At 43.7% G+C, this 26,597-nt stretch carries 20 protein-coding genes and 2 pseudogenes; 11 read left to right on the top strand and 11 right to left on the bottom strand.

The features are described 5' to 3' along the window. Positions 1-8: 8 nt before the first annotated feature. The gene (locus tag SU60_RS15825) at positions 9-1,352 is read right to left on the bottom strand and encodes a DEAD/DEAH box helicase (RefSeq protein ID WP_041156369.1); all 1,344 of its coding nucleotides are present in this window, start codon (positions 1,350-1,352) and stop codon (positions 9-11) included. A gap of 486 nt (positions 1,353-1,838) precedes the next feature. Between SU60_RS15825 and SU60_RS15820 the strand changes: the two genes are divergently transcribed. Beyond that, entirely contained in the window at positions 1,839-2,093 is a 255-nt protein-coding gene (locus tag SU60_RS15820) for an Lpp/OprI family alanine-zipper lipoprotein (protein WP_041156368.1), read from the top strand. Between the two features lie 49 nt (positions 2,094-2,142). On the opposite strand, the gene SU60_RS15815 is transcribed toward SU60_RS15820, so the two are convergent. The 4 genes and pseudogenes from SU60_RS15815 to SU60_RS15800 all read right to left on the bottom strand — a co-directional run bounded on the left by SU60_RS15815 (position 2,143) and on the right by SU60_RS15800 (position 6,334). Then, on the bottom strand, positions 2,143-3,069 hold the full coding sequence (locus SU60_RS15815) for a L,D-transpeptidase family protein (protein ID WP_084735902.1): 927 nt from the start codon (positions 3,067-3,069) through the stop codon (positions 2,143-2,145). Further along, a complete protein-coding gene (phrB, locus tag SU60_RS15810) occupies positions 3,062-4,492 on the bottom strand; it encodes a deoxyribodipyrimidine photo-lyase (RefSeq protein WP_041156367.1) in 1,431 nt (476 codons plus the stop codon). The genes SU60_RS15815 and phrB overlap by 8 nt, the downstream gene beginning before the upstream one ends. A 100-nt stretch (positions 4,493-4,592) precedes the next feature. Continuing rightward, positions 4,593-5,394, bottom strand: a pseudogene (locus tag SU60_RS15805) (MerR family transcriptional regulator). After that, positions 5,384-6,334, bottom strand: a complete 951-nt coding sequence (locus SU60_RS15800; RefSeq protein ID WP_041156366.1) for a YbgA family protein — start codon at positions 6,332-6,334, stop codon at positions 5,384-5,386. The pseudogene SU60_RS15805 and the gene SU60_RS15800 overlap by 11 nt, the downstream one beginning before the upstream one ends. Positions 6,335-6,724: 390 nt before the next feature. Between SU60_RS15800 and deoD the strand changes: the two genes are divergently transcribed. From deoD to SU60_RS15780, 4 genes are all read left to right on the top strand, one after another. Continuing rightward, positions 6,725-7,435, top strand: coding sequence for a purine-nucleoside phosphorylase (gene deoD, locus SU60_RS15795; protein ID WP_041156365.1), 711 nt, complete (start codon positions 6,725-6,727; stop codon positions 7,433-7,435). A 68-nt stretch (positions 7,436-7,503) separates the two neighbouring features. Beyond that, positions 7,504-9,009: a lactate dehydrogenase gene (locus SU60_RS15790; protein ID WP_041156364.1), complete on the top strand. Its 1,506-nt coding sequence runs from the start codon at positions 7,504-7,506 to the stop codon at positions 9,007-9,009. Positions 9,010-9,129: 120 nt separating this feature from the next. Beyond that, positions 9,130-10,608, top strand: coding sequence for a hypothetical protein (locus tag SU60_RS15785; RefSeq protein ID WP_041156381.1), 1,479 nt, complete (start codon positions 9,130-9,132; stop codon positions 10,606-10,608). Then, positions 10,592-12,175 (top strand): GGDEF domain-containing protein, encoded by a 1,584-nt coding sequence (locus SU60_RS15780; protein ID WP_041156363.1) that lies wholly within the window; start codon positions 10,592-10,594, stop codon positions 12,173-12,175. Before SU60_RS15785 ends, SU60_RS15780 begins: the two co-directional genes overlap by 17 nt. A 144-nt stretch (positions 12,176-12,319) precedes the next feature. Here SU60_RS15780 and SU60_RS15775 read toward each other — a convergent pair whose 3' ends face one another. Further along, positions 12,320-13,354, bottom strand: a complete 1,035-nt coding sequence (locus SU60_RS15775) for an ABC transporter substrate-binding protein (RefSeq protein ID WP_041156362.1) — start codon at positions 13,352-13,354, stop codon at positions 12,320-12,322. A 271-nt stretch (positions 13,355-13,625) separates the two neighbouring features. On the opposite strand from SU60_RS15775, the gene SU60_RS15770 reads away from it, so the two are divergent. From SU60_RS15770 to SU60_RS15760, 3 genes and pseudogenes are all read left to right on the top strand, one after another. Continuing rightward, positions 13,626-13,880, top strand: a complete 255-nt coding sequence (locus SU60_RS15770) for a hypothetical protein (protein WP_041156361.1) — start codon at positions 13,626-13,628, stop codon at positions 13,878-13,880. A gap of 238 nt (positions 13,881-14,118) precedes the next feature. Continuing rightward, positions 14,119-15,699, top strand: a pseudogene (locus tag SU60_RS15765) (BCCT family transporter). 280 nt (positions 15,700-15,979) lie between these two features. Continuing rightward, the gene (locus SU60_RS15760; protein ID WP_041156360.1) at positions 15,980-16,636 is read left to right on the top strand and encodes an HAD family hydrolase; all 657 of its coding nucleotides are present in this window, start codon (positions 15,980-15,982) and stop codon (positions 16,634-16,636) included. 587 nt (positions 16,637-17,223) lie between these two features. Here the strand turns inward: SU60_RS15760 and SU60_RS15750 are convergent. The 3 genes from SU60_RS15750 to SU60_RS15740 all read right to left on the bottom strand — a co-directional run bounded on the left by SU60_RS15750 (position 17,224) and on the right by SU60_RS15740 (position 22,331). Further along, complete coding sequence (locus tag SU60_RS15750; RefSeq protein WP_041156358.1) at positions 17,224-17,490, bottom strand: hypothetical protein; 267 nt, start codon at positions 17,488-17,490, stop codon at positions 17,224-17,226. A 514-nt stretch (positions 17,491-18,004) separates the two neighbouring features. Next, a complete protein-coding gene (locus SU60_RS15745) occupies positions 18,005-21,160 on the bottom strand; it encodes an efflux RND transporter permease subunit (RefSeq protein WP_041156357.1) in 3,156 nt (1,051 codons plus the stop codon). A gap of 13 nt (positions 21,161-21,173) precedes the next feature. After that, entirely contained in the window at positions 21,174-22,331 is a 1,158-nt protein-coding gene (locus SU60_RS15740; RefSeq protein WP_041156356.1) for an efflux RND transporter periplasmic adaptor subunit, read from the bottom strand. An 864-nt stretch (positions 22,332-23,195) separates the two neighbouring features. On the opposite strand from SU60_RS15740, the gene SU60_RS15735 reads away from it, so the two are divergent. Continuing rightward, positions 23,196-24,053 (top strand): tetratricopeptide repeat protein, encoded by an 858-nt coding sequence (locus tag SU60_RS15735; protein WP_041156355.1) that lies wholly within the window; start codon positions 23,196-23,198, stop codon positions 24,051-24,053. Positions 24,054-24,058: 5 nt separating this feature from the next. Then, positions 24,059-24,454 carry a DUF2391 family protein gene (locus SU60_RS15730; RefSeq protein WP_041156354.1) on the top strand — a complete coding sequence of 132 codons (396 nt, stop codon included), beginning with the start codon at positions 24,059-24,061 and terminating at the stop codon, positions 24,452-24,454. Positions 24,455-24,463: 9 nt separating this feature from the next. Here the strand turns inward: SU60_RS15730 and SU60_RS15725 are convergent, their stop codons facing one another. Continuing rightward, complete coding sequence (locus SU60_RS15725) at positions 24,464-24,658, bottom strand: hypothetical protein (RefSeq protein WP_041156353.1); 195 nt, start codon at positions 24,656-24,658, stop codon at positions 24,464-24,466. A 333-nt stretch (positions 24,659-24,991) separates the two neighbouring features. Between SU60_RS15725 and SU60_RS15720 the strand changes: the two genes are divergently transcribed. After that, positions 24,992-25,543: a copper resistance protein NlpE gene (locus SU60_RS15720; protein ID WP_041156352.1), complete on the top strand. Its 552-nt coding sequence runs from the start codon at positions 24,992-24,994 to the stop codon at positions 25,541-25,543. Positions 25,544-25,620: 77 nt separating this feature from the next. Here SU60_RS15720 and SU60_RS15715 read toward each other — a convergent pair whose 3' ends face one another. Continuing rightward, on the bottom strand, positions 25,621-26,508 hold the full coding sequence (locus SU60_RS15715) for a LysR family transcriptional regulator (RefSeq protein WP_041156351.1): 888 nt from the start codon (positions 26,506-26,508) through the stop codon (positions 25,621-25,623). Positions 26,509-26,597 lie beyond the last annotated feature (89 nt).

The raw sequence follows: 26,597 nt of genomic DNA, 5'->3' as shown, positions 1-26,597 counted from the left end.
GAGCCGGATCAGTCTTCCGAGGTTGGCGCAGCAGGTTTCTTTTTAGGAATAAATACTTCATCACCCACGGATACATTCTTGTAAAAGCCTTTGTCGCGCTTAACCGGTTTCTTAGCCACTTTCTTCGCTTGAGGACGAGATTTCTTAACAGTGGCTTTCTTGCTACGGAAATCAGGGGTACGTGGCTTGAGTCCCTTAAACTTGCCTTTCAGATCCTCATATTCTGAGAAGCTCAAATCTTGCTGCAAATACGTTTCTACTCGTTTAAAGCTGTCCCAGTCTTTTGGTCCAACTAACGAGATAGCATCACCTTTATTGCCGGCACGTCCAGTACGCCCAACTCGGTGTACGTACTCCTCCGTGTGCTTAGGCATGTCAAAGTTAATGACGTGTGTAACCGTCGCGATATCAAGCCCACGAGACGCTACATCCGTTGTCACTAGAATTTTAAATACCGCGCGCTCAAACTGACTCATGATGGTATTGCGCTGAGTCTGATTTAAGTTACCGCTCAGTGCCACCGCCTTAAGTTTTTTCTCATTGAGTTTGGCTGTCAGGCGTTCGGTATCATCGCGAGTCGCTGTGAAGATGATCACTTGACGATATTCCGCTTCAGCGAGTACACGCTCAAGAATCGCTTCTTTATGATCAAGATGGTCGCACAAGTAGAATTTTTGCGTAATGTCTTTATGTTCTTCGTTCGACACACCGATAGCAATACGTTTTGGTGCATTAAGCATTTCAGACGCGATACCATTCACTTCGGCATGATCCAGCGTTGCTGAGAACATTAACGTCTGACGGCGACGATGTTTTGCGGCATTATGAATACGACGCAGCTCTGGTGCAAAGCCGAGGTCTAACATTCGGTCAGCTTCGTCCAAAATCAACGTTTCTAAACCATCTAAGTGAAGAGAGCGGTGTTCTAAATGGTCAGCTAGACGTCCTGGTGTGGCAACAATAAATTTTGGATAGCGGCGCAAGGCTTTGACTTGGTCATTGAAGTTCTCACCACCAAGAATCAACGTCGCGTCGTAAGACAAACCAACCAACATCGAGCGAAGCTCGCCATAAACTTGTTTAGCAAGTTCACGAGTTGGGGCAAGGATTACCGCACGAGGATCTCGCGCAGAAAACGACTTCGTCTTGAGGGCTTTATGAAGCATTGGCAATACAAAAGCCAAAGTCTTGCCCGAACCGGTTTTCGAAGATGCCAGTAGATCCTTGCCTGCAATCGCAACAGGAATGGCCTGCTGTTGAATGTCAGTCGCTTTCTTGAAATCATAGTGTTTTAGGTTCTTCAATAATCGGTTGTCTAAGCCGAGATCTTTAAATTGCAAAGTCTTCTCCAATAAATCAGTCAGCGTCTAAGCGCTCTGTCATGTTATATCTGCTCTAACGCCAGTGGCAGATAAAGCGCGGTATAATACCGCAGATCATAGGAGTATAGATAGAGATCGTACAAACTAATTCCTCAAATACTCCCACGTTGACTAAACTAAAGTCATCATTTCCAAATCATAGGTGGGTGAATTTGAGTAGGATATTGCACTTATTTAGTGACAGAAACTTTCATTTGCGTCAATTTCGTCTAAATTATTGATATCAGGTACGTAGCAAAGAGCTTGCTATAAGCACTGTTGTGAGAGAAATCATAGAGCGACATCGCTCTTGTGTTAGACTCATGTAAAAGTTAAAGTCAGGTACTCCATGAAATTCTTGGATTTTTTTGACTTTTGCTACATCATGTACTGATAGGATGTATACATACGTAACATCGCCCCCTGGTGTACAAGAGCTATGGAGCGATACTTTCACTCAAAGCAAGGAGTTCTTACATGAACAAAACGTTGATCGCAGCTGCTGCAACTTCAGTACTTTTACTAGCCGGTTGTGCTTCTTCTGATGATGCGGTAACAGCAAACGCAGCTAAACTAGATGAACTAAGCAACCAAGTTAGCCAATTGAGCCAAGATGTACAGTCTCTTCAATCTGACGTTCAAATGTCTAAAGATGCAGCTATGTCAGCTCAAGAAGAAGCAGCACGTGCTAACGAGCGTATCGACAACATCGCTCAATCTTACACTAAGTAATATTTACTCAAATAAGTTTGCTAAATAATATAAAGTGTAATGCCGCGCCTTACGGCGCGGTTATTTCTACAGGAACGCCATTCTGAGCAGCGATCACTGCTTTCGCCTTACTATCCTTCATTCCAAACTCAGAAAGCCACCATTCTAATTCTTTAGGTACTTCTAGATGATCTTTCTTGCCATTGCTGCGAGTTAAAGGTTCATGAGCTTCGACGAAAACACTTCTATCTGGTTCAAGTGATACTTTGATTGGTTGGTTGATGACCCTCACCTTTTCGCCACGGTTGACCTTGTCAAACAGCCATTCGATGTCTTCTGGGTTCATACGAATACATCCGGCACTGACTCGCATACCGATACCAAAGTCTTTGTTCGTACCATGAATCAAATACTCTCCGTTGCCATAGGCTAAACGAAGTGCAAACATCCCCAGAGGGTTATCAGGCCCAGACTGCACCACAGCCGGAAGATCAATACCCTTGGCTCTGTATTCAGCACGAATTGAAGCTGGCGGTGTCCACGTTGGGTTCGGGCGTTTTTGGCTGACACTCGTTTCCATCACTGGCGTATCACGTCCAATACGTCCAATTCCAACTGGAAAGACGTGTACCACGTCTTCACCCGCGGGGAAGTAATACAAACGCAGTTCCGCCAAATTGATAACAATGCCTCGATGGGAAACATTAGGTAGGATAAGCTGAGAAGGTATCGTCAACACATAGCCTTCTTGAGGCAGAAAGGGATCAACACCTTTATTTGCAGCCATGAGTGCGAGCATTCCCACTTCATAACGCTTGGCGATGTTTGCCATCGTCTCGCCTTCTTGTACAACGTGGGTTTCAAAGCGACCGATTATACGGCTCTCATCTTTTGGCAAGGGATACATTTTTGCAAACGACACTCCACTCGCTAAAGTCAAAGAGATAGCTAAAAGGGTTCGTTTCGCGAAACTCATCGATCGCTTTCTGCTAAGCATTTTCACTTAATTCCTTGGCACTTTTATAGAGACGTAAGGTTATCTCTCTTTCTGCCTTATGATCAACCATCGGCTTGTGATAATCCAGTAAAGAAAATTGCTCCCATTTCCACGGGTTATGAATAAACTTGTTTGGGACCTGCTTGATCTCTGGCACCCAGTAACGAACAAACTGCCCATCAGCGTCGAACTTCTCACCTTGGCTTATCGGATTAAATATCCGAAAGTAAGGCTGGCCATCACAGCCGGTCGACGCAGACCATTGCCACCCACCGTTGTTCGCGGCAAAATCACCATCAACCAATTTGCTCATAAAATAGGCTTCTCCCCATCGCCAGTCGATGTGCAAGTCTTTAGTCAGAAAGCTCGCGACGATCATGCGCAATCGATTATGCATCCACCCTGTTTGATTAAGTTGGCGCATAGCTGCATCCACTATCGGATAGCCTGTTTCGCCATTTTTCCAGCGCTCAAATGCCTGCTCATCGTATGACCACTGAATGCAGTCTTCCCAATCGATAAAGCCTTTCCCTTTTACGAGTTTTGGTTCAAACACCAACAAGTGCTGATAGAATTCTCGCCAGATGATCTCACTTAACCAGGTTGCTTTACCCTCAGTCAGATCAGCTTGATCGTTTTCGGCAAACAACCTTGCGATACATTGCCTAGGCGACAAAGCGCCTATCGCCAAATAAGGTGATAACTGGCTAGTCCCCTCAATGGCTGGGAAATCTCTTTCTACTCGATAATCGTCACTACGCTCCCGCGCAAACTGTCGCAATTGTTTGAGGATATCCTGGGTAGAGACGACCCAATGCTGACTGGATTCTCGTGGATAACTAAAATCGAAATCAGGTAAAAGAGTGTCTCTCTCTATCAAGCTCAGTATATCTTGCGGCAAGACATCCTGAGCATGAGGCTTTGAAACAGAAGGTAATTGAAATTGTTGGAGCCAAGCGCGTTTAAACGGCGTAAAAACTTTAAAGTACAGCCCTTGTTTGTTCAAAACCGTCGTTGGCGCGTGCACACATTTGTCGTGAAAACCCTCAAAGCTAATGTCATATTGCTTTAGCCTCTCAGAGGTTTGGTGGTCAAGCGCTTGCTCATTAACTTCATAATGTAAATTGGCCATGACACGCGTCGCACCAATGTGTTGTGACCAGCGACAAATCACATCAGGACACTCTTCAAAGCTAGGCACTTCACGGTAAAGTAATGGAATATTAAGTTCAGCTAACTCTTTATTGAGTATCTCTAAGCGACGAGCGATAAGATCGGCTTGCATCGGAGCCATGTGATGCTGCTCCCATTGTTTTGGGGTCGATATAAAACACGCCACAACGGGCAATCCTGTCGCTAAAGCTGCATTTAATGCCGTGTGGTCTAGCGTTCTTAAGTCCCGCCTGAACCATACCAGTACCATGCTCTCTCCTTAACTTTTAAGTGAATATACGCAACAATCCCAGCAACAAAGTTGACCGTTGATACTGTGATAGATGACAGTGAATGTTCAGTAGTAAAATTTACTGATTAAAATGCAATTTTCCGATCACGTCAGAGTATTGAATACGCTGTGGAAACTTAGCCTGAAGCGCTTTTAAGACGTCAAGTTGCTTTGCTGCAAGTGCTTTGTTAGAAAACAGATAAACGACCTGGTACCGTTCAAGAACCTGATGCTCAATCAACCCCGATATGTCTTCGACTTTATCAATCAAGGTCGTGTGATACCCTTGTTCACATAGCATTGCAGCTTGGATCCAACTTTCCGACTCGCGAGTTTGTTCGAAACTGATCAGTAAACATTTTCCTTTGGAAGATGCTTTATTCTCTGAGTCAATAACCAAAGCGAGTCGAGTGATCAGACAAGTTTGAAAAAGGCCGCGTTGCAAGGTTCTTAACGGGCCCTTCACCATCGCCAACGCATCGAAAATAGGCATAATGAACTGCTCGATAACTAAATTGAGTGGATACTCCTTCATTACCGACGACATTAGCGCCTCGGTCTTGCCATGATTAAGGTCGCTAAGGCCGAAAGTAGCACGCCCACTTCTTCTAACGGCGGTGTCTCAGTCCCAATGTCGACATCACTCGTTTGCCCTAATAACCCTTTAACTTTGCCAATTGCAACGCCTTTCGCCAGCCAGCCTTGAATCTCCTTAATCGTGTCAATATCCTGCTGACCATACAATCGATGCCCTTTCTCTGTCCGTTGAGGCTGAATAAGGTTATATCGTCTTTGCCAGGCTCTTAAGGTGACAGCTTAACGCCAGTGATTTCAGAGACATCTCGAATTGCGTAATATTTTTCTTCAGAGTTACAAGCCATAACGTAATCTCATCTCCTGAGGATGTGGATCTAAAAATTTTTGTTTTTGTAAATACTCATCTGGGTAAGTATTGAGGTAGTGCTTAATTAAGGTCAGTGGTGCAAGCAAAGGCAGCGTACCAATACGATAATCGTCAATCACGGTTGCCAATTCTTCCTTTTCCTCTTTCGTTAAAGAACGCTTAAAATACCCTTGCAAATGCATTAAGACATTGGTGTTATTTTTACGACTGGCTCGGTTTCCTAGCGCCTTCATCAAGCCCAATCGGTATTCTTGGTAAAACTCTTCTATGTCATACGCCGCGACATTGGCGACTAGACGCCCTAAAGAACGATACGATTCCGGATGGTGGGCCATTAGCGTTAATTTGTAACGGGAATGGAAATCTATAATTTTGCCTCTTGTGGGCTCTCCGTCCATTGAAGAATAGAAATCCTTGAGACAGAAAACTCGGGTAATAAAATTTTCTTTAAGAACAGGATCGTTTAATCGACCGTCTTCTTCAACGGGTAGCCACGGCATCTTTTTCATCAGGGTTTGCGTATATAGCCCAACCCCTTCTTTAGATGCATTGTGCTTGGTATACACCTTGACTCGTTCCATGCCACAGGTCGGTGACTTGGCACAAACGATGTAACCACATAAATCTTCACTCTGAAGCTCATCTACTTTATTCGCAGAGTAAGCTAGCATGTTGTCGGTATGATCATTTTCAGGGTTTTTTGTTTCCACTAAGGCAATTCGCTCATTATCAGAAATCAAACGAATCGTAGGCCTAGGAACTGGCATTCCGACCCCCACCTCGGGACACACAGAGACAAAATCGAAAAATTGACTGAGTTCTTTCGTGACGAAATTACTCACTTTGTGGCCAGAGTCAAAACGAACTCGTTCGCCCAAAACACAAGAACTGATACCGACCTTGATTAAAGAATCCATAACGCACCAACCTATACAAACGAATTTTATGTATAACTTATAGCAAGTCACTTAAAATTGTACAAGAAAATTAACTGTACAATTTAAATCTTCTACTCTGTTGTAGCCAAAGGCGATCATCAAGATGGAGAAAAGTTTTCAATAAACCATTATTTAATTCGGTGAGCTTGAAAATAACCGGAAGCAAATCGATTGCGCCTTTACTTTCAACATATTTAGTTATCTATATCGTTTACCTTGGGTAAATGAATGCTTTTTGTGACTAATCTCTCAAGTAAGTCCTACCTATCCCGATACTATTGCTTCAACGAAAACGAGCAATTTCAACAGAATTGGTAACAACGTTGTATAATTAAGACGTTTTATCAAAAAAAACTTTGGAGAGTACTTATGGCAACCCCACACATCAACGCACAACCAGGTGATTTCGCTGAAACCGTTCTTATGCCAGGCGACCCTTTGCGTGCCAAATACATTGCCGAAACTTTTCTAGATGATGTAAAACAAGTTTGTGATGTTCGCAACATGTTCGGCTACACAGGTACTTACAAAGGTAAAAAAGTTTCTGTCATGGGCCATGGTATGGGCATCCCTTCATGCTGCATTTACGTTCATGAGCTTATCGCTGAATACGGTGTGAAAAATGTTATCCGTGTTGGCAGCTGTGGTGCAGTACGTGACGACGTTAATCTAATGGACGTTGTGATTGGTATGGGTGCTTCTACAGACTCGAAAGTGAACCGTATCCGTTTCAACAACCACGACTTTGCAGCAATTGCTGACTTCAGCCTGCTAGAAGAAGCGGTCAAGCAAGCTCGCAGCCAAGAAGTGCCTGTAAAAGTGGGTAACGTATTTTCAGCGGACCTATTCTACACACCTGAAGCAGACATCTTCGAGAAGATGGAAAAACTCGGTATTCTTGGTGTTGATATGGAAGCGGCGGGTATCTACGGTGTCGCAGCGGATCTAGGTGCAAAAGCACTGACCATCCTTACGGTTTCTGACCACATCATCCGCGGCGAGAAACTGAGTTCAGAAGAGCGTCAAAAGTCATTCAATGACATGATGAAAGTCGCACTAGAAACGGCAATCAACATTTAATAAGCAATGATTAAACCATTCGCAGTCGGAGCCTGACCGACTGCCCGAATTACCCAGAGGGGGCGATCGTGTCTAACGGCAAACTGCCAAAAGACGCAGATGGGTTACAACTCAACTTTTGTAAAACATTGGCGTGTGACAACTTTGGATTGAGTGATGCAAAGTATTATATTTTGCAACATGCTAACCCTAAGCGTCCGGCGATGGTATGCCGTGAATGTGGAGCTTTCCCCCCTTTACTTAACAACCGAGACGTGGTGAACGAACTTCATCGCTTAAGACAGGTCCATAGCGACGGGCTGCCTGCGTGTCGAAATGACGCCTGTGAAAACTTCGGACTCTCAGTCCACACCCACAAACACCTCTATCACGCGTTTGGCTATAGTGGTGATCGCCAGCGATACCGATGTAAAGCGTGTCAAAGTACGTTTGTTGATAAATGGTCTGGTGCCAACAACAAGCTTCAGTTTCAAGAGAACCTAATGGGCTTGCTGTTTACCGGCTATTCGGTACGCGAGATCTGCCGCAAGCTAAGTATTAATCCGAAAACCTTTTATGATCACGTCGATCACATTGCCAGTCGTTGCCGTCGAAAGTTAGCCACCATCGACGCTCGTTGGGTGAACCATGCGAAACAATATGAACTCTCGTCCAATTACATCGCTCTACAGCCAAAAAGTAACAATGGCGTCTATTGGATTGTATCTGGTGAGGCTCATTCTGGTTATATTCTTTGCCAACACGTGAATTACTCATCAACCGATGAGCCTGTTGGTTCGATTGATCATAATCCCTACGACGATGTATCTCGTTTTGTCTCACATGAATATACGGCGGAAGCCAGCGAGCCGCTATCGGTTCCTTCTAACAACCTTCGTGAGCGTATTGATCATAAATACCAAACCATTCTGGCTCGCGGCAATGTAGAGGACCCATTAGGAAACCTCAGTACGTTCAATTATCCATCCAAAGGAGCGTTGATCTACCCGCCTTACACATCTTATGCGCATTATTTACACGTCTTGGACATGTGCGATTCAGACAAGCGGGTATCTATCTACATACCTCAAGATCCTCTACTTCGCTCTGCTGCATTAAGTGTTTGTCTTGACCGCATCCGACAAAAAAACGTCGATTTAATGTACGTAGAAGAGGATCCTGGATGGGACATCCGCGCACCGTTTGGGAAAATCGACATCGCCTACATGAGTTGGTGGCGAGATCGATGGGCTATTTCTAGTCAACGTACAGGAGAGATTGATTCCAACGAGCATAAGGAAAGTACCAAAAACAAAGGTGTCTGTTACCTTGCAGGGGACAACAATACTCCTGAAGCTTGGCTCAATGTGGCGACAATACATCACGTAGAGTTTTATCAAAGCCGCTTCCAACTTCTGTTTGAAAGCTTTATAAACGAACCTCGTCGCAAATTAAGACCTGGAGGGATTTTACCCCTTTTGGATATTTTCAGAGCTTGGCATAATTTGTGCTACCAAGATAAAGAAGGTCTCACCGCCGCACAAAGGCTATACGTTACTGACGCTCCTTTGACGATAAAACAGCTTCTATCCTAACTCTCTGAACTGTCCAGACGTTTTATATGAGGTGATGTTATGCGGTATTAATGTGCACCTGATAGTTGACTGTAATTCTAATTACAGGAAGTGCCAGTTCGATAGAGATGGGTGTTAAAGTTGGACAAAAGCCAAATAGTAGATGAGCTAAAGCAACTCAAAGAGCAAGCAAAACTTCACCCTGAAGCGACACTTCGGGCAACGGAGCTTTGTCGAATTCGTGCGGAGCAAACACTGTTTGTCGAAGGGGAAATCAAAGCGCTAATCATTATGGCTCATTGTCATTGGTGCTTAATGGACTACCGTCAAGGACTCAAGTTAATCAAAGAGGCCTATCGCAGACAGAATCAACTCGAAACAGACGATCATCTACCAGAAATTCTTCATTTATTCGCCCTGCAATATTGGGGACAAGCTAAATACTATTCTGCTCAGCAATACTGGATCAATGCACTTGAACAATCCGCACTGGTTGGTGACATAGAAATTCAAATAGAGTCTTTAATTGGCCTTGGTAACGTGTGGCGTATCACCAATGAGCACGAACTTGCCGCATCTACTCATGAGCTTGCTGTAAAAGTGGCAAACAACGTCCGGATAACGTGGTTAGAGGGCAAAGCGCGCATACTTTTGGCTTGGGATTACTACCTGCTTAAGCAATTCGTCAAAATGTTGACTGTTCTCGATGGCGCGACGGGACTGATCAGAGATCACGAAGACAGCACATGGGAAGCTGAAATTTGGGACTTTAGGGGTCTAGCTCTGATTGGTTTAGAGCGTTTTGATGACGCGGAAGAAGCAACAAACAAAGCTCACAACTTAGCCGTTAAACACGATCTGACTTGGATGAAAGCGCATTCATTCATTAGCCGTGCCCGCTTGGAGCTGCTGCGCAACAATACCGATAGTGCAGCAACACTATTACTCGCAGCGGAAGAGTCTGCACAAACCTTCGACAATGGTGAACTTCTTAGCCAAATCTGCTTTCAACAATCCCTGGTTGCCGAACAGCAAGAAGATTTTAAAGCAGCGTTTCTTGCGTTTAAAAAATATCGAAAACATGCGCTGAAGATGCTAAAAGAACAAACTTATCGAGTCAGTGCAGATAAAGCCCATAGCTCTAAACGACAACTTCAATTACGTGCACATAAATTGATCAACCATGTACGTTCACAGCATGAATACAATCCAGAGAAACAGTTTTCAAACGTAGTCTCCGAAACGTATTGGTGGGAGCAGTTGGTCTTGTTTAAAACCCAGCTAAAGCAATCCAAACATTCGGTCATCATGATTCAGCATGATGACCCCGATTTGTTAGATGTCTGCACCGAGCTCGTTCACTCATTAACGTTATCAAACGATCTTATTTCTCGTTTATCCAGTAACCGATTGGCCATGCTTATCGCAGAAAAGGGGCAACCGGCTGAAGATCTGTATCAAACGGTTAAGGTCATGTTAGACATTTATCCATGGGAACGACGGGGGCTGAAAGGGCCTAAGCCGGTACTGTACCTGCAAGATATCCTAACGTTCCCATTCACGTTAGAACAATTGGAAGAAAGCCAAATCGAGGTGAGAGCGCATGGAACAACTGCTTAATAAAGTCACTGAGGCTGGCATTGACCCTTGCTCTGTCTCTGGTGACGAAGCAATCACACTTTGGCAGTATATTGCTAATCACATCGCTTCAACCAACCGAGAAAAAGCACATTGCTACATCATTAGTGCCGAGTATCGAAAAGAAGTAAGACAACTAAACAAAAGCATTGCAGAATTAAGAAAAGCCCTAGAGTATCTGGAGCTACCTACCGATTTTGAAGACATTTTATCCGTAAAAGAAAGTCTTAGTGAACGCTTAGTGGAAGCTGGGGATTATAACGCTGCGCTCGCAGAGTATATCTCCTCCACCGATATCGCCGTCGAATACGGTCAAATTGACGAGTACGTTTCCGCACTTATTGGTATGGCGAATTTATGCGACACCTACGGTGACCATAACCGCGCATTGCGTTACTACACCAAAATTGACGCGATTGATCACGCCCTGAACAGCCGTTCACTGCGCTTACGCTATAAGCTTTATCTGCTTGCTTGTTACGTTAGCCTGCATCGCATCGCTGACGCTGAGCAGCTATTAATCGAGTGTGAAGAGCTCAGTATCTTAGTGAGTGACAAAAACCTCGCTGCTCAGATCCATTTGTATCGAGCCAAAATCTATCAACTGCAAAACTGCCACTCGAAGGCGTTGCTTTCACTCTCGAACGTCCAATACACCTCTGGAACGTCGACCACATATTGGCTTTCAACCGTGGTTAAAATTGAAACCGCGTATTGCTTAAATGCCATAGGGCGGGCGGAATTAGCCAACACACTGTTGAACTCAATCGAGAAAAGACTACAGCAAGACTCGTCTCCTACCATTGCGCGACGCTTTTACAGTGCAATGAGCGAAATCAGCTCGTCTCAGGGGAACTTCAGACAAGCATTAAACTGCGAGAAGCGTGCCTTTCATATTGAATCGGATCTGTTGAAGCATGTCCCAATAAGCGAACTGGGACCAGCTCAACTGCGTCGATTGACACGCTTTGAGTTGCAATTAAAGCTGATCCTGTCAGAAATAGAGAATAAAGAGCTCAAAGAGACAACCCAGCAACATAAAAATACCATGGCTCGACTCCAGCAAGATGTCTTTACCGATCCCTTAACTTCTTTGCATAATCGTCGCTGGTTAGAAGTTAAACTCAAAGATCTTTTACTTCACGACACTCCTTTTGCTTTGATGGTGATTGATATCGATCACTTTAAATCAATCAACGACGAGCTCAGCCATCTTGTTGGAGACAAAGCGATTACCCGTGTGTCTAAAGAGCTCGCCGAGTACTTTGTGTTTAAAGGCGCCTCTTGCGTTCGATTTGGAGGAGAAGAATTTCTTGTCATTATTGAAAACTGCAAGCTAGAGCGAGCAGAAATGCACGCGGAAAACTATCGAGAAAGAATTTATCAATATGATTGGGATAGTATTCTCGGTGAACGAGGGCTCACGGTTTCAGTTGGAATAACACTACACCGAGATGGCGAGAATACACAGCGTACTTTTTACCGTGCTGATAAAGCATTGTATCGAGCAAAAGCCAATGGCCGTAATCAAGTGTGCACCGAGCTGTAAGTCAATAGCCCTAGAATCATGTAACGTGAAAGCTTTTGTCGTGACTCCCCCGCTATACCGATAACGAGGGAGCATTTTTTGTGAAATAACCGTCTCTACGTGAACACTAGACGTTCCAGTGCACGTCAGTCTGGAACGGCTACTTTATTGATTTCTTAAGCGCTGCCAGTAACTTTCATATACCGCTAACGTCTCAGCACCAACATCGTTGATGAATTCACCTTTTTCCATATCGTCTTCCGCAGGGAAAATCGTTGGATTATTTTTTATTTCGTCAGGTAGGCTATTTCGTCCCGCATTAGTTGCAGACGCATAGCCCAGCGTATTGACGATTTCTGCTTGATTTTCAGGCTGATACATAAAGTTAATAAACTTATGCGCCAACGCTTTGTTTTCACTGCCTGACGGAATAGTGAAATTATCCATCCACAATACCGCCCCTTCTTCTGGCATCACAAACTTCAGTTCTGGCATTTCTACTTGACCTTGATATGCGTTGCCATTCCATTGCATACCAACCGATGTCTCGCCGGAAACATAAGGAACTTGCGGAGCATCTGAATTATAGAGCAATACATTGTTTTTTAGCGCGACCAGCGATTCATAAGCTTGTTTGATTTCCGACTCATTTTTGCTGTTCACACTGTGGCCGTTCATTTTCAAAGCCATCCCAAACACATCGCGAATGTCGTCTATCAACATGACTTGTTGTTCGTACTGCGCATTCCATAAGTCTGACCATTTGGTAACGGGTTGCTCGACCATTGCTTCGTTGTAACTTATACCAGTCACCCCCCAAATATAAGGAAGCGAGTAATCGTTATTCGGATCGTGAGCTTGTCCAAGTAGACCATGCATTGTGTCTTGCATATTCGGAATTTGCCCATGGTCAAGTTTGGCTAATAGGCCTTCTCTTGCCATTTTTTCGATAAAGTACGCCGACGCAAAAACAACATCATATCCAGTGCCTTTGAGCAACTTGAGTTTGGTGTACATCGACTCGTTGTTTTCAAAAGTAGAATAATTAATTGTCACGCCTTGCTGTTTTTCAAAGGCTTTTAATGATGCTTCAGGCAAATATCCGCCCCATGCATACACGTTCAGTGTTTTGTTTTCTGCATGAGCAAATAGGCTTAGCATCAGCGCGCTTAGCCCCAATCCTTTGATAAAAAATTTCATGGTACGCAATCCAACCAGTCCAGCGACGCGCTGGGATTCGGCTGCATCATTAGGCAATTTTTGATTAAAGAAAAGAAAAATAAATTGATCTTAAAAAGCAAAAATATTTATCGTTTTCTGCTCTTAAACAGGTCTGCTAAAGCTAAAAAAACAAAAAAGGATTGAAGGTTTTCCCAAACTTAGTACAAATTTTTCACCCTAGACCGAGAGCAACCTGTATAATGCATCGTTTGAAATATTTTGTTACGTTTGAATGGTGTTCGAGAAAACGATGAAAAGCAGTAAATGGTCGGGATTAGCGGTTGGCACTTTGGTATTAATCGCCGTATTACTACTATTCGGGTCTCCCGTGAATGCTTCATGGCAAAATATCCCATTGAAAGCGATAAATGACATAGCATTTAGTTTGTCTTTTGGTCTTGGGCTAAACCACGTAGTCGCTTATTCCGCTGCCATTATGACGCTCGCTGCACTTTTCTACATCGGCTATGTCGTCGGAGAACGCGTTTTTTATAAATTGAGATAACGATGATTCAATAAATTAACCCTGCTCACTTCCCCGAACTAAACCATTCTCCCTTGATTGATCATCCCATTGCTGGCGTTAGTCTAAATTTGCCAGCGAATAATAACTGCTCAACCTACGCTTAAATTCCTGAGCCCAACATGTTAGTATTCGCGACTTTTTGAAGAACCTCACACTTTCTAGCGAAAAGTGATGTGGTGAAATACACGGCCCAATGGCCCCCAAAAGCGAAGTACTTATGTCAAATATGACGAATACCGCCACTCATGCTCCGATTCAGGATGCTGACTATTCTGCGATTCACCCTCCCTCTCTAACCCAACGGCTTGAACTCAAAAACCCTGTATTTTGGTTAAGCGGTAGTTTCTCTCTCTATTCGTTCTTCTTGCACTGGTTAACTCCGACAGGCTCACCGCAATGGTGAACACAGGATTCAGTTTTGCCACTGACTATTTTGGTGCTTACTGGCAAATATTGCTTCTTCTTAATTTTGTTATTGGCTTGGCTCTCGCATTTGGCCGTACAGGATGCGTGCGTCTGGGAGGTTTAGCGGAGCCAGATATTGATAACTTCAAATGGCTGTCTATCGTACTGTGTACATTACTAGCTGGGGGCGGCGTATTCTGGGCTGCTGCGGAGCCGATAGCCACTTTGTTACCGCTCCACCTCTGTTTGGCGAAGCATCACCTAAAACAGCAGCAATTAATGCTTTGTCTCAGTCTTTCATGCATTGGGGTTTCTTAGCTTGGGCGATTCTCGGTGGATTATCTGCGATCGTATTAATGCATCTACATTACGATAAAGGGTTACCACTAAAACCACGTACGTTGCTCTACCCAGTCTTCGGAGATAAGGCCATTCATGGCTGGATTGGTACTGTGCTGATGCCTGCAGCATCATTGCGACCGCTGCAGGTACCATCGGTCCAATTGGCTTCCTGGGTTTACAAATCAGTTACGCGTTAAATGACTTATTTGGTGTACCAGATAGCTTCTTTACCCAGAGCATGGTAATCGTTGGAGCCATTATCATGTATACCTTATCGGCGCTGAGTGGCGTAAGTAAAGGTATTCAAATTGTCAGTCGTTACAACGTCATCCTATCTGCACTTTTGATCGGCTATATTCTTTTCTTTGGACCGACGAGCTTTATTGTGGATGGTTACATTCAAGGCGTTGGTCGACTCATCGACAACTTCTTTCCAATGGCGCTCTATCGAGGAGATACAGAGTGGTTAAGTTGGTGGACAGTGTTCTTTTGGGGCTGGTTTATTGGTTATGGGCCAATGATGGCAATCTTCATTGCGCGTATCTCTCGAGGTCGAACCATTCGCCAACTGATCATGTCGATTAGTATTGCTGCTCCTCTCATTACTTGCTTCTGGTTTAGTGCTGTGGGCGGTAGTGGCCTCGCATTTGAACTAGATAACCCTGGTTTAATTTCAACTGCGTTCGAGGGATTCAACCTTCCTGCCGTTTTGCTTGCCATTACCTCTGAGTTACCGTATCCAATGATCCTTTCGGTACTATTTCTGATCTTAACTACAACGTTTATCGTCACCACTGGCGACTCAATGACTTACACCATAAGCGTTGTCATGACGGGAACAACCGAACCGAACGCTGTGATTCGATCTTTTTGGGGGATGATTATGGGCGCAGTCGCTATTGTCTTGATTTCGATGGGATCAGGCGGTATATCCGCACTACAATCCTTTATCGTTATCACTGCTGTCCCTGTATCCTTCATTCTGCTGCCAAGCGTTTGGAAAGCGCCAGGGATTGCCAGTCAAATGGCGAAAGACCAAGGCTTAGTTTAACCGCCAATCTAATCAAGCTTTCGACTCCCCTCGATACTCTATCGGGGGGACGATTTAAGCCGCATGTCATCACCGCATCTGGTCGCCAGTGTTCAAATTCACAATCCATCAATACGCCGTCTTGCATATAGTTAATACTGGCTGATTATCCGCCAATTTGAGTGCCTGTTACTTGGCAATAAACGCTATTTTAGTGCTTGTCATGCAATCGAAATCAAGTTGGATTATTGTTTATACTCAAAGTGCCCTCAACGAAATTCAACCCTTCGGAGTCTAAAACATGTCCAAACCTTTATATGTCTTTGATATGGACGAAACCTTAATCAATGCTGACTGTGCGATGCTTTGGAATGCCTTTCTGGTGAGAAAAGGGATTGCAACACAAGCCAATTTCCTTGAAGACGATAAACGCATGATGGCGCTTTATGCAGAAGGAAAAATGGACATGGAGGATTACCTCACATTTTGTATGGCGCCATTAGCCAATATCCCTATTGCACAAGTAGACGCGTTAGTGGAAGAGTGCGTAGCACATGACATCTTACCTAAACAATTTGCTCAGGCGAAAACCTTGATTGAGCAACTATCCCAAGACAGAGTCGATATGGTCATCATCTCTGCTAGCGTCACTTTCTTAGTCAAAGCGGTTGGCCAACGTATCGGTGTCCCAACGGCACTAGGGATTAACTTGGTTGAAGAAGAAGGTTGTTACACTGCTAAGATTTCCGGTATTGCGAGCTATAGAGAAGGTAAGGTCACGCGTTTAGAGCAGTGGTTGAAGGCACAAGATGAGCCCTATTCAGATATCCATTTCTATACCGACTCCATTAACGACTTGCCTTTGTGTGAATACGCAGATTACTCATACTTAGTAAACCCCTGTCCACGCCTGAGAACGCACGCTAACCGACCGAATTGGACAGTGCTAAGTTGGTAGTTATCATTGCACCTTTGCTCTTATCAAGGTCAAAACTAAGAAAATTGTATGGCCTTGAGGGAGGTTTGCTCATTCGATGGTTCTGCTGAAAATAGCGTCATGAACCTCAAAGACAAACACAAAAAAACACACATAACATTAACAAAAGTATGGTCTTTATTCTTGTCGGCAGAAAAATGAAAAGTCTAAAATCAGAATAGATCCGTGTTTATATAACCAAACAAGATAAACAAACTATTAACCAGAACAACAATGGCTATTAAAACAACCAGTTATATCCACCCTCATAACAAAACATCAATATTGCAACAATTGCACCTAGTAATAATGCAACCATTGATTGAAAAATTAACATTTTGTTAATCATTACAACAATGTTAATTTTATCGCCACTGGTCGTACTGATGATAAGCCTCTCACCAAGCATATTGTCAGTGGTATAAGGACGTTCGACCATCTCCAAAATGAATAGACACCCAATTTGGTGCCCTTTTTAGTTTGCCCACATACATCGTTCTTTGTGGGCTTTTTTCTATTTGAAAGCTTGTGATGAAACTGGTCATTTGGATTCATGGGAGTCGTCAATATTAAGATTTACTCGCCTCCGACTTCTGACATGGCACCTTAACCAACTGTCCCTGCTCTTCTTTAATGCGTTTCACGATCTGTGCATCACGTGCTTCGATATCATCCATATTTAGTTTTTGGATATCTGCGATTGCTTCGTGCCTCATTTCTGAAAAATCTTGTCGTAAATCTGCACTCCACTCCTCCTTGTCTAACGTGTTCGCAGCAGTAAATGGTGATGACATGACAGCAATAAGACCTAAAGTAGAAAGATTGACATATTTCATAGCAAGCTCCTTGAAAGTTAGCAGTTTATTTTGAACACATGACTTACATGACACGTTAGACATAGCACGTTAAATGCCAACTTTTAACTCTATTAATAACAATGACTTAGCAATCTTTTTGTCTTACGATCTTTCATGGGGTGGTTATTTTTACACTTTATGCGTCAAATTAACCAAACCCATATTTACGTGAATTTATATTCACTCAGCATATAAAACCAGACTAATACCACTATGGATGACGAAGTGATCAATTTATTGTGCAGGACTTACTTTACAAGGGAGATCGCTTAGATCAAGGCATAGATTGCTGTAACTAGTTATTCTAATTGCAAAACCTACAACGCAGCTATCAGTAATTTTAACAAGCAAGAATGATTAAATACGTATTAACCTTGGTTTAACTAATTGTTTAAATTAATAAAAAATCTCTCGCCAATGTGTTTAATTCAAAATAAAAGAGCAGCTCTCGAAGGCTGCTCTTATAGATTATTCCATTAATATTGATATTCCCTTAAGACTCGTTCACAGGTTCTTCCCGGCCTTCCTCTTGCCTTCTAAAACGAGAAACTAAGCGCAAGATAAAACGTTTCACAGCCCTGAAGATATTTTTTATATCCTCCAGCATTAGGTACAAACACGGTACAAGCACTAGCGTCAGTACCGTCGCATAGAGGACGGCAAACCCTAACGCGACGGCCATAGGAATAACGAAACGTGCCTGTAAACTCGTCTCAAACATGATAGGTAAAACGCCTGCAAACGTGGTGATTGATGTGAGAGTGATTGCACGAAAACGCGCACACCCAGCCTCTACCACAGCTTGTTTTATACTCATCCCTTTTTCCCGGACGTGGTTGACATAGTCTGTCAGAACAAGAGAGTCATTAATAACGACGCCCGCAGCCGCAATCAAACCAAATGTCGACATCATACTGATATCAAGCCCTAACCAGAAATGCCCCCAAATTGCACCGGTTAAACTAAAAGGGATAACAGACATCACGATGAGCGGTTGCGTGTAGCTCTTCAGAGGGACCGCCAACAAAATGTAGACGATAACCATGCCAGCCACGAAGAACATGATTTGTTCAGTACGTTGCGCCGCTTGCTCTTCTATGTCACCGCCCAGCTCAGTCTTAACGCTTGGGTATTGCTGTTTCATATCTGGCAGTATGTTGTCGTCGATGGTCTTCACGACCTCTTCAGGCTCAACCAATTCTTCATCAATAGAACCATACACGTAAACCGTTTGGTAACCACCTTCACGGCGAATGGTACTCACACCCGGCTGCTCGCTGATTTGAACGACATCGCCAAGCATGACTTTTTTGCCTGATGGGGTTGTGATCACCGCATAACGCAAAGAAGAAAAGGCTTCACGTGTTAGCTGTGGATATCGAACCATGACCTTTATTTCCTCACCATCGCGAAGAATGCGTTGGGCTTCTCCACCGTAAAAGCTGCCCCCAACTTGCTGAGCTATCATGGTAAGGTCCAGCCCAAGATCATAGGCTACAGGGGAGAGCGATAGAAGTACCTCCTTACTACCCGAGTCAATAGAAGAAGAGATATCAAACAGTCCCTCTTGTTGCTGTAATCGTTCAATTAGGTAGCGTCCCGCCTCGTTTAGCTCTTTGATGTTTGAACCAAAAAGGAGATAGCCAAATTCATCACGCTCCCCACCACCAGCACTCTGGTCGCGGATTTTCATACTCTTTATGCCAGGAATAGTTGGCATAGATTCTCGCCAACGTCGCGCAAGCTCAAACGTGTTGTAAGGCCGCAGGTCTTCGTCTACCAGTGGCACCAAAATACGCCCTTCATTACGGCTTCGGTTGTAAGAAAGCACATCGCGGATCATTCCTTGACCGAATTCTTCAATCGTTTGAGACTCCACGTTTTGCATCACCGCTTCAATGGATTGCAGCGCTTCAATCGTCTGCTCACTCGATACGGTATCATTCATTTCAATGGTAATAGCGGGGTAATCCGTTGGGACCTTCGGGTTTGGGATCACGCGAACATAGTTTGAATTCACTAAGGCGGCACTGATTGCTAACAAACCACAAAATACAGCAAAAACTGTCCAACGCCAGTGTGTGCACGAGGTAACAAAACGGCGATACGAACCATTAACAAAACCAAAGAAACGTCGATTAAAGCGGTCACGCCAACCGCCAGGCTTACTCGGTTTGAAGTTTGTGTGGGCAAGATGTGCTGGCAAAATTAACTTTGATTCAATCAAACTGAATGTTAAACACAAGATCACGACGCCAGAGATACCATAAAAGAACGCGCTATCGATGCCACTCGAGAGTAAAAAAGGCGCAAATACCGCAATGGTGGTCAACACACCAAAGGTCGCGGGCGTCGCCACTCGTTTGACGCCTCTTACAACGTTCTCAACACCGCCGCCTTTTTCCTCTATTTCGCTGTAAGCACTTTCGCCCATAACAATGGCATCATCGACCACGATACCGAGTACCATAATAAAGGCGAACAGCGACACGATATTCACCGTGATCCCTAGAGCAGGCATCAACATGACCGCGCCAAGGAAACAAACGGGCAAACCAATCATCACCCACATTGCGAGACGGAAACGTAAGAAAACGCTCAACATTATCGCAACCAATGCTGCACCCTGTAATAGGTTTTTCAACATCATATCGAGACGACCGTTCAGATAGTATGTCATATCGACCAACACCTTTAACTGAACATCGCTTGGTAATGCTTTGTTTTTGGCCTTTATATACTTGTGAACGGATTCAGCAACAGGAATGATATTTTGGTCACGCGTCGCTTGTACCGACATATAAATGGCATTTTGCCCTGAGTATTCAAAGTAGCGCTCTTCTTCCGTAAAGCCATCTTTGATCGTCGCAATGTCCTGCAGCAACACTTTGGCACCATTTGCCCCCAGTTTTACGGGTATATTGCGGAACTCGTCTCCATGATAGTACTGATTTTCAATACGCACGGCGATCATTCCGGAATTGGTTTTCACCTCACCCGCAGAATAATTGGCAGAGTAACGACGGATGGCATTACTCACGTCATTCAGCGTTAAATCGTATTTGCGCAGAATACGCGGATCGACTTCTATCGCAATCTCTTCTTCCGGAGCACTTAAATCAACAAGCATGACGTTTTGCAATTGAAGCAACTCGTCTTCAACTTCCTTGGCTATGGGCTTTAATTCTTCGAGTGGGCGGTCACTCACTAACCCCATTTCAATCACATCTTGGCGCCATTCAACCTGATAGACGTTTATTGGCTCCATACCAGCGGGTAAATTCGTTAAAGTATCTATTCGCTGTTTTACGTCATCCAAAACACGTTTGATATCCGCGTTGACATCCACTTCAATCGACACATAAGCACTACCACGAGACGCTTGCGCCACTACTTTTTTGATTCCAGTAACATCTTTTATCGACTCCTCGACTTTCATCAAAATGCTCTCTTCGATTTCTTGAGGAGAGGCACCAGGATAGGTCGCTTGAACATCAATGTAGTTTACTTCTATGTTCGGGAACATCTGTCTTTGAATGAAGACGTAGCTGACGATGCCCATGATAATAATGAATACCATCAACAGATTGGCAGCCACTGGATTATTGGCAAAATACGCGATTAAGCCTTTTTGTTTGGTCTCTTCCATGACAAGCTCCTAGTTACTGAACAACGGTATCGGAGTTGTCATTCTTTTTTGCGATTTTCACCGCCATGCCTTTTTGTGGGTATTCTGGTAAGGTTAGGACCAGTTTATCGTTAAGCTCTAATCCGTCCTTCACCAACATAAACGCCCCTTCAGCTCTTAAAACGGTAACCGTTCTTGGTTGAAGTTTATTGTCGTCAGTCACTACCCAGACCGTGCGGTTTTTCACTAATTCTTGTGGGAGACGATAAATATGCTTCAACTCTTTGCCCGTAAAGCTGACTTCAACATACGAGCCAAACTTAATCGGTGGTTTCTTGGTTTCAATACCATAAGGGTCGGCCACCTGAATCACCATATTGATCATACGTGTTGCACTATCAATCATCCCTAGATCCCGAACAACCTTACCATCGCGAGTCGTCGATAAAACACCTTGCTGAGTGACAGTAGCATGCAGATCGTCGATAGATTCAGGCAAAAATACGCTATCAAACCCAGCAATTGGAACATGCACTTCTGCGACTTCAATATTATTTATAGTGGCAACTCGAGAGCCTGCTGTCACAAATTGTCCCACACCAATGTCGCGTTCAACGACAAGCGCATCATATGGAGCAACCACTTTACAGTTTTCCAGATCACGCCTAGCACGCTTAAATGATGCAAGGGCGGATTTGACTTGCGCTTGGGCACTCAATAATTGCGGTTTACGCAAATATAAGTCCGTCACCTGTTTGTCACTCATTTGTTTCGCCTGGCGTTTTGCAACTTCTGCTTTTGCTTGTTCCTCAATCAACGCTGCTCGCGCACTTGCCAGTGCAGCTTCAGCTTGCAGTACTGCCGCTTCGTAGTTATCACTTTCAATGGTGAATAACACTTCACCTCGCTTTACGATGCCTCCGGTAACAAAATTAGCATGCCAACTGATCACTTCCCCGCTCACTTGAGTCGACAACTGAGTTTTTTCAAAAGGAACCAACTCTCCGTAGCTCGTGATAACAACATTATGATTGGTAGGAAAAAGAGAAGACGCTTGAACGGTCGGTTCAACTACAGGCTCTTTCGTGGACTCTTTCTTTGGCGCAGTCATCGCTATTGCTGAATACCCGGCATAAGAACCACCAGCAATAACGAAAGGCAAAAGCCAACGCAACATGGGTTTTGTAAACATCAAAAATCCTTTTATATGTATCTCACCAACAAACCCTCATCCAATCCCTTTGTACTATCGTAAAAAACAGCATTTAAGGCTTAAAGACTTGAGTATGAGGTAAGGCAATTGCATCTGAAATAAATAATCACCGAAGCCGATTACCGCGTTCCATGGCATCAACATCAGTGTAACTTTTTATAATCTTCATTTTTATAGGTATAAAATATCAAAGATGGTTCAATTAACGTAATTGAAATTAACACTTTCTTAACTTAGATCTCAGGTTGTAGTGACACAACGCAGCGCTTTGACTAAGCAGATGCCAATTTCATAGCGTTTGATACGAATAAAGTGTGATTAGCGAGTTAGAAAGGACGACCTAAGCCATACAACTCAAAATCATTCAGATCTATAATTCACTCGATGAAATGCTTTTTAAGACAGGGACATGTCATTGTTCGATTTTATTTTGCCGCGCTTTTTACTTCGAGAATGAAGCCGTTCAGCAAACCGCTGACCAATTTGATGTTTAGTTCCAATGGAGTGGATAACATCTGACTATCAACAAATCACTGATGGCATCATCAATAAGCAAATTTGAGAGTTACACCGGACGAAAAATTCAAATCCGGCATTAAATACGTTACGGATTTGGAAATACATCAGGAGTTCAGCAAGGCATGCGGAAACTCTATTGGTAGAATAGGACTCCGCCACCTCACCCACTGAAAACCAGCTTTAACAGAAAAAGTCTTTGAACACATAACGTTACAACTCTTCAAACCGTAATCCGTTACATAACGTGAAGAACTTTGCTAAAGGTTTGTTTAATCTGCTATTGTTGCACGGTCTATCTGTATTCCTAACGCAAAAGGACGTTTTATGCGCTTATTCATTGGTATTTTGTTCTCACTGATTCTTGCACTGCCTACCTTGGCAGCCGAAGAAAAATATTCAGAATCAGATTTATTAGATAGACCGTTGATGGAGCGCTATATTCTTGACGAGATTAAAGCGCTGCGTCAGGACTATCAAAGCCTAGAAAAACGTATGATTGTTGAGATCACCGACCGTGAGCTTGCCGTAGCAGATAAATCACTCAACTACGCCAACGTTACTGTCACCTACTTCTTTTACATCATTGCTGGCGTGGCCTCTTTGATTGCTTTTGTTGGCTGGCAATCCCTGCGTGAGTTTAAACATAACACCAAAGAAATGGCGGATAAGCGACTAGACAAAATCGCCAGTGAATACGAGAAAAAGTTCGTCGCACTTGAGCGAGATCTGAAACGCAAGACCCGCATCATTAGTGAAAACAACAAAGAAATCGAAAAAATCAACGAAATTCATAACTTGTGGCTGCGTGCACAAAGCTCGCAAACGCCGGAACAGCGTATCGAAATTTATGATGAAATATTGGTTATTCGCCCTGGAGATCTAGAAGCACTGACCTACAAAGCCGATGCTGCGATGGAAATCAACGAGTACCACTGGGCACTGAGCTTGTGTAACCGAGTACTAGAAGTGGACTTCACTAACGGTCCAGCCCTATATCAAAGAGCTTGCGCGTATTCTCGATTAGGTGTTGAAGAACAAGCCATTGAGGATTTAGAGCGCTCGATCGAATACAGCCCGTCGATTCGTGATCTGCTTGCTGAAGAGCGTGATCTTGAACTCCTTCACGGTAATGAACGATTCGAAAAGTTATTGCAACTTGGCCACCATAATTCAACGGATTAAACACAATGAGCCGCCACTTTAATTTAGAAGATGCCAGCCAAGTCTTGGTTGGTGCATTTGCCCTTGCAGTGCCGATTTCATTTTCTGAAGAAGCGTGGCGGTTAGGGGAAGAATTGCCATTCACCAATCTGCTTATGTTGTTGAGTTTATCGGTGATTTTTCTCAGCTTTTTTGCTTACCAAAGCGTATTCCAAAGCCGGATTCGACATCGGATCGCAATCTTTATCTTTCGCGTGTTTATCGCCTACTTGATAACAGCCATCGTGGTCGCGCTTGTGCTGCTTTGCCTTGATAAACTCCCACTTGCAACAGAGCCCATAGTCGCAATCAAGCGCATTATAGTCATTACAATGCCTGCTTCCATGGGCGCGATTGTTGTGGACAGCTTTGATAAAGAGTAAAGCGTTATTCTACTTATCTAACGACAATCCGATTTGGCTGATTTTACTTTCAAACTCTTCGATGCTTTCTGCTTTGTACGTCGGCGAGCCATTAAAGTAACGTGGTTTCTCTGGCAGCATCGCATTTTTCAGCTCTTTTTCTTGCTCGACATTGTCATGATAAACCGTGACACGATGTGGGATATCCTGTTTCATTTCAGCCATATTAGGTCTCCTTATTTAAAACCAACTATAAGCGTAGACTGAAATATAAAGGTTACAAATTCATCACACGAATTCAGTTCAGAAATAAGGTCGAAGCTTAACGAAATCGCTGAACTTTACAGTCCTCTGAATATTCTTTCAACTAATTGACTCACATAGGTTTTACTGACAAATTGATATCATTCTCTTGCTTTCCTATGACGTAAATTTCATAAGTGCGACTAATATTATACTCAAATGTCCTCAAGCAACCGGGTTCAGTTTACGTTCACTGAGCACCCCATCTTCGAGGCATTCAGTATTACCTTAGATCTTGACAAAAAGAGGCACAGAATGAAAAAGACGATGTTGGCGTTAACTGGTGCAGTGATCATCCTGGCAGGCTGCCAAGACGAAAAGCCTGCGGAAACAGTAGCAGTAGAAGCACCTCAAGCAAGTGAAGCACAAGTTGCAAATGCTCAGGCCGCTGAAGATGAATTAGTCGTCACAGCACCTGTAGTTGAAGAGAAAGTGACTGAGGATCAGGGAATTACCCCAGAAACATTCGTTGACTCTGCGCACAATGCTAGTAACTCACTTGACTGGAATGGTACGTACAAAGGCACGCTACCATGTGCAGATTGTTCTGGCATTGATATCACTTTAACCTTGAACCAAGATGGTACTTACGTGCTAGAGCAGAGTTACCAAGAAAAAGACAATGGTCAAACCAAATCAGAGGGATCATTCACTTGGGGTGAAAATGGTAGCGTAATCACTCTCAATAATGAAACAGCACCAAACCAATACTTCGTAGGTGAAAACGTACTCATGAAGCTAGACATCAACGGTGAAAAAGTCAGTGGTGAAATGGCACCCCTGTATAACCTGAGCAAACAGCAGTAACCATACTCATGGCTGTGAACAGTTAAGTCTAAACCCGAGCGCTACGCTCGGGTTTTTCATGATACTCATTTTGACGATTATCCCCAGCATAGGTGCTTTAACCAATTGGTGATTTTGATAATCTCAGACTGTTTCGAACGGCTTTTTTTGTGAATAAAGTAAAAGGAATCCCCCGTTTCTAAGCCATGAGACGGAATGTACACCAAATCTTGTGCTTTATCGCGCTCATTGAGCATAAAATCATTCGCGAACGCGATACCTTGGTCGTATCGAGCTGCTTCTATTGCGAGCAGCATGTGGCTAAAGTGCTGTATATCCGCGTGTTTAGGTAAAGCGTAACCTCCCGCTTTGCACCATTCTGCCCAATCCTTCCCTCGCTCATAAAAAATTGAATCCGTTGATAGTATTGGATATTGCCACAAAGCTTCTGGCAAAGGTTGATCTTGTATTTCCTTCCAAATCTTATGGCTACAGACTGGGTATAAGATTTCATCATACAAGTGCGTCGCCATATAATTGCGCTTTGGCGGTTGAACGGTGATAAAGCAATCCCCTACGCTGTCCGTTTGTTCTGGATCGCTCGCGACCATATTCAATGTCAGATCAATTTCTGGATGAAGGCGTTTAAACTCAGACAAGTGAGGAATTAACCACTTCACGGCAAGCGAGCTGTATATCGCCAAACGAATACTCCCTTTCTCCCCATCACGCACCCGATTACTTGCGGTTGCAATCATACTTATCGCTGGACTGATATCTTCTAAATATCGCGCTCCCGTGTCAGATAGCGACACCTTTCGCCCTTGGCGAATAAATAGAGACTCTCCTAAATAATCCTCTAGCAAACGTATTTGGTGGCTAACCGCGCTTTGCGTGACTTTGAGCTCTTGTGCCGCTAGCGAGAAACTCAGGTTTCGAGCGACCGATTCAAAACAATGCACCGCTCTTAGTGGTGGCAATTTCATTATCTAATAAACTCATAGTTGAACTAATAAATATCATTTTACTTCATCCTATGACATCCCCTACTCTTACGCAAAGATTAAGGGAGTGG

It is taken from the genome of Vibrio mytili (assembly GCF_000830505.1).
GTDB classification, from domain to species: Bacteria; Pseudomonadota; Gammaproteobacteria; order Enterobacterales; family Vibrionaceae; genus Vibrio; species Vibrio mytili.
Note: the sequence above shows the minus strand (reverse complement) of the source record. Positions and strands in the feature narration are given on the sequence as shown.

Bases quoted from the DNA above. Each gene is read 5' to 3' on its own strand.
- SU60_RS15820 (WP_041156368.1), top strand. From the start codon at position 1,839: ATGAACAAAACGTTGATCGCAGCTGCTGCAACTTCAGTACTTTTACTA.
- SU60_RS15815 (WP_084735902.1), bottom strand. From the start codon at position 3,069: ATGCTTAGCAGAAAGCGATCGATGAGTTTCGCGAAACGAACCCTTTTA.
- phrB (WP_041156367.1), bottom strand. From the start codon at position 4,492: ATGGTACTGGTATGGTTCAGGCGGGACTTAAGAACGCTAGACCACACG.
- SU60_RS15800 (WP_041156366.1), bottom strand. From the start codon at position 6,334: ATGGATTCTTTAATCAAGGTCGGTATCAGTTCTTGTGTTTTGGGCGAA.
- deoD (WP_041156365.1), top strand. From the start codon at position 6,725: ATGGCAACCCCACACATCAACGCACAACCAGGTGATTTCGCTGAAACC.
- SU60_RS15780 (WP_041156363.1), top strand. From the start codon at position 10,592: ATGGAACAACTGCTTAATAAAGTCACTGAGGCTGGCATTGACCCTTGC.
- SU60_RS15775 (WP_041156362.1), bottom strand. From the start codon at position 13,354: ATGAAATTTTTTATCAAAGGATTGGGGCTAAGCGCGCTGATGCTAAGC.
- SU60_RS15770 (WP_041156361.1), top strand. From the start codon at position 13,626: ATGAAAAGCAGTAAATGGTCGGGATTAGCGGTTGGCACTTTGGTATTA.
- SU60_RS15760 (WP_041156360.1), top strand. From the start codon at position 15,980: ATGTCCAAACCTTTATATGTCTTTGATATGGACGAAACCTTAATCAAT.
- SU60_RS15750 (WP_041156358.1), bottom strand. From the start codon at position 17,490: ATGAAATATGTCAATCTTTCTACTTTAGGTCTTATTGCTGTCATGTCA.
- SU60_RS15745 (WP_041156357.1), bottom strand. From the start codon at position 21,160: ATGGAAGAGACCAAACAAAAAGGCTTAATCGCGTATTTTGCCAATAAT.
- SU60_RS15740 (WP_041156356.1), bottom strand. From the start codon at position 22,331: ATGTTTACAAAACCCATGTTGCGTTGGCTTTTGCCTTTCGTTATTGCT.
- SU60_RS15735 (WP_041156355.1), top strand. From the start codon at position 23,196: ATGCGCTTATTCATTGGTATTTTGTTCTCACTGATTCTTGCACTGCCT.
- SU60_RS15730 (WP_041156354.1), top strand. From the start codon at position 24,059: ATGAGCCGCCACTTTAATTTAGAAGATGCCAGCCAAGTCTTGGTTGGT.
- SU60_RS15725 (WP_041156353.1), bottom strand. From the start codon at position 24,658: ATGGCTGAAATGAAACAGGATATCCCACATCGTGTCACGGTTTATCAT.
- SU60_RS15720 (WP_041156352.1), top strand. From the start codon at position 24,992: ATGAAAAAGACGATGTTGGCGTTAACTGGTGCAGTGATCATCCTGGCA.
- SU60_RS15715 (WP_041156351.1), bottom strand. From the start codon at position 26,508: ATGAAATTGCCACCACTAAGAGCGGTGCATTGTTTTGAATCGGTCGCT.